The sequence below is a fragment of the Candidatus Neomarinimicrobiota bacterium genome, assembly GCA_041862535.1.
Lineage (GTDB): Bacteria > Fidelibacterota > Marinisomatia > SCGC-AAA003-L08 > TS1B11.
Map to the genome: position 1 here is coordinate 1 of JBGVTM010000354.1, position 3662 is coordinate 3662.

The window sequence follows — 3662 nt, forward strand, 5'->3', positions numbered from 1 at the left end:
CCTATCAGAGCTGGATGGGCTGGGCAGTTACCTGGATCTCTCAAGCGAAGAGATATATAATATCGTACAGGAAGCTGACGTTCCTTACCGGCGGTTCCAACCCGTTATCCTCTGCGATGACGTCAGCTTTGCCCAGAGGTCATACATCGAAGAACACCGATTGGAATACCCGGGTATTTTTTTTATGGATCGGGCGATCCGTCACTATCCGTCGCGGTCGCGGGCCACTCACGTCATTGGCTATCTCCGCAGCATCTCGATGGATGATTACGAGCAGTACCGTAGAGAAGGCTACCAACTTGGCGATATTGTAGGTGCCGCTGGGTTGGAGAAGCAATATGAACCGATACTCCGTGGGAAGAAAGGTTATCGCTACCATCTAGTGGACTATCTGCTGCGAGATCTGGGTGAGGTTACCGACAAGCCTGCTGTGCGACCGGTCCCCGGTCAGGACCTCCAGCTGACGCTGGACATTGATATGCAAGCTCTTTGTGAGATGATTATGGAGGGCTACCGTGGCGCACTAATCGCTATGGAACCTCATACCGGAGAGTTGTTCGCCTACGTGAGTGCTCCCGATTACGTACTGGCTCCTTTCACTGGCCCGGTGCCGGTGCCTCTATGGGAGCAGTGGCGGGATCACCCGGACAAAATCCTGCTCGATCGGGTGATCAATGGTCTGTACCCTCCGGGATCGGTTTTCAAGCTGGTGGCGGTGGCCGCCGCCCTCGCCGGAGGTGAGGTCGACCCGCAGGCGACGGTAGAGTGCAAGGGTGCCTACCGGTTCGGTAATCGTGTTTTCCATTGCAATATCTGGCCCGGTCATGGCCATGTTAATCTGGAGGATGCGGTACGGCTATCCTGCAATATCTACTTTTACAAACTCATTCAATGGATCGGTTTTGAGGCCTGGACGGAAATGGCCCGGGAATTCGGCTTTGGCAGCCCGACCGGTTTAGAGCCGTCCCAGGAGTCTGTGGGGCTGGTGCCTACGCCGCAATATATGGATCAGAAGTACGCTGATGAAGGGTGGACTTCCGGCCACCTCCTGAACCTGGTCCTGGGCCAGGGTGATATCCTGGTGACGCCCCTTCAGATTGCCCGCATGACCGCGGCCATTGCTAACGGTGGGCGGTTGGTGGTGCCGACCCTGGTGATTTCACCACATCAGAAGGAATCCAGAGAACCGGTCATTGATTTACCGGCCTGGATCTGGAGAGACATCCAGCAGGGCATGTATCTGGTGGTCAATGGGGAAAAGGGCACGGGCTTTCGAGCTCGAGTTGGGGGCGGTGCCATCTACGGTAAAACCGGCACGGCCCAGAATCCCCACGGTGAGGGTCATTCGTGGTTTACCGGGTTTGCCAGGACCAGATCGAATCGTGAACTGGTAGTGACGCTTCTGGTGGAACAGGGGGGATTAGGCTCACGCACGGCTGCGCCCATGGCAGCAGAGATCTTCCGTTATTTTATTGCGAGATACAGTGATGGTAGGGAAGAGCTGGCTCAAGTCCCTTAGGGGACAGCCCAGCCTGATAGTCTGGGATACCCTTATCCTGGTCCCCGTCGCCCTGCTCCTGTTGCTGGGTTTCATCGGACTTTACAGCACCAGTCTCCCTACTCCCTTCCTTTCATCCACCTTTTTTCGCCAGATAGGCTGGTTGGTGGTCGCTGTGATGGCGGTTTGGCTATTACGCTGGCTACACCCTCGCTTTTACTATGAATATGCCTACCGCTTGTATGCTCTGCTGATCTTTCTACTGCTGGTCACCTACTTGATGCCTGCTTTTTCAGGTGGCAAACGGTGGATTGCATTGGGTTCCCTGCGTCTGCAACCGGCGGAGTTCGGTAAAATCGTGCTGGTATTTGCTCTGGCCCGCTTCCTCACCGACTACGAGAAGTATCTCCAGCGGTTCCAGTATGTTCTAATACCGCTGGCCATCGCCCTGCTGCCGGCCTTCCTGATTATCGGGCAGCCTGACCTGGGAACGGCCATTATTTACCTTGCCGTAGCCATTGTTATGATGTACTGGTCCGGGATTTCCGCTTTCCACTTATTCATCATTCTGGCGCCTGCCGTCAGCTTGATTGCCGGATTCAATTTCTACGCCTTTTCCCTCTGGATGCTCCTCCTGGTCCTGGTGCTCTACTTCTCCCGGTCCCGACTGCGATGGAGCGCCGTCATCTTTGCGATTAACGCCCTTTTCGGAACGCTGGCTCCCACCCTTTGGAACAGCTTGCAGCCCTATCAGCAACGGCGTATCCTCACGCTCCTGGATGCGTCTGCAGATCCGCACGGGGCTGGCTATCAGGTGCTTCAATCGCGAACCGCCATTGGCTCTGGCGGTGTATTCGGCAAGGGAATCGGCGAAGGGACCCAAACCCACCTCCGGTTCCTGCCGGTAAGCGATACCGATTTTATTATCGCTGTGATTGGCGAAGAATTGGGCTTTCTGGCCGTTCTGGGAACGCTGATCCTTTTCGGATGGCTTCTGCTCCGGATGCTGGATCGAGCTTCCACGACCCAGTACCGATTTGCCAGCTTGTCGATCATCGGCTTCGGTACCATTCTCCTGGTGCATGTTTTCGTGAACATGGGCATGGCCACAGGACTCATGCCGGTGACAGGACTACCATTGCCGTACATGAGCTATGGTGGGTCGTTTTTACTAACCTGTTTGCTACTGGTAGCATTGACCCAATACCTGTTGGCTGGAGAACCCTGAGTTGGCCGGGATTCGCGATTGGTTTAAGATGACCCACTCCAGCATAAGACCCAAGATTTGACGCCGGAGGAGGAAGTATGGGTCGTTGCTGTATAGATGATAAAATGTTAACTTATATAAATTAATTTAGATTGATTATCTCACGAGATATACTGGAGGTTAGATGCGGCGCCGGCTAATGGCAGGCTTGGTTTTTGCCTTCTCCATCACCTTGATGTTACCCACCGCCTTTCTCTCGAGTAGGGCTATGCCTGATGCCACCGATTCGGCTTTTAGGGATCAGACGAGGAGTGAACAAACGCAGCAGCGTCCCAGACAGGCTCAGCCCTCTTTGACCAGTATGGCTCAGGAGATCAGACGGATCAATGGCCGTCTGGCAGCGCTGAAGAGCGAAAACGATAGCCTGCGGGCCAGGGTGATAGGGCTGGAAAGGAGCCTTCGGAATCTAACGACAGCCCTACCTGATATCAGGGCCTCTCTGGAATCGGCGGTAAGGGCGAAGGCTGCCATGGATAGCTCCGAGCTGACCCTGGTTAATCAGTTGAGCATGATTATGAATAAAATCCGGTTGTTGGAGGATAAGGCGGCTTACATCGACAGCACTAATTTTGAGATTCTGTCACAACTGGTATTGATCGAGAACAAGATCGTATCCTTGACCAGTAGTTTCAACGATATCATGGCTGCCCGCCAGGCCGAATCTACCCCGCCGTCCGCTGCTATGACTGATGAAGAATTTCGGAGCAGATATATCCAAGCCCTCACAGCCTATCAGAATGGACAATATCGTGAGTCGATCGATAAGTTTTCAGGGCTGGTGACCAGCGGCTCCCAGCACGAATTAGCGGATAATTCCCAATACTGGCTCGCGGAGTGCTATTACGCTATGAAAAACTTCAAGCGGGCGATTACGGAATTTGAGCGCGTATTTAATTA

General features: G+C 53.9%; 3 protein-coding genes. All 3 read left to right on the top strand.

Annotated elements, in window-relative coordinates:
- Positions 1–1519: penicillin-binding transpeptidase domain-containing protein (locus ACETWG_12725; GenBank protein ID MFB0517451.1), on the top strand; the 1519-nt coding region annotated here is incomplete at its 5' end.
- Complete coding sequence (locus ACETWG_12730; GenBank protein MFB0517452.1) at positions 1488–2726, top strand: FtsW/RodA/SpoVE family cell cycle protein; 1239 nt, start codon at positions 1488–1490, stop codon at positions 2724–2726. The genes ACETWG_12725 and ACETWG_12730, both read left to right, overlap by 32 nt.
- 163 nt (positions 2727–2889) lie before the next feature.
- Positions 2890–3662: hypothetical protein (locus ACETWG_12735; GenBank protein ID MFB0517453.1), on the top strand; the 773-nt coding region annotated here is incomplete at its 3' end.

Bases quoted from the DNA above. Each gene is read 5' to 3' on its own strand.
- ACETWG_12730 (MFB0517452.1), top strand. From the start codon at position 1,488: ATGGTAGGGAAGAGCTGGCTCAAGTCCCTTAGGGGACAGCCCAGCCTG.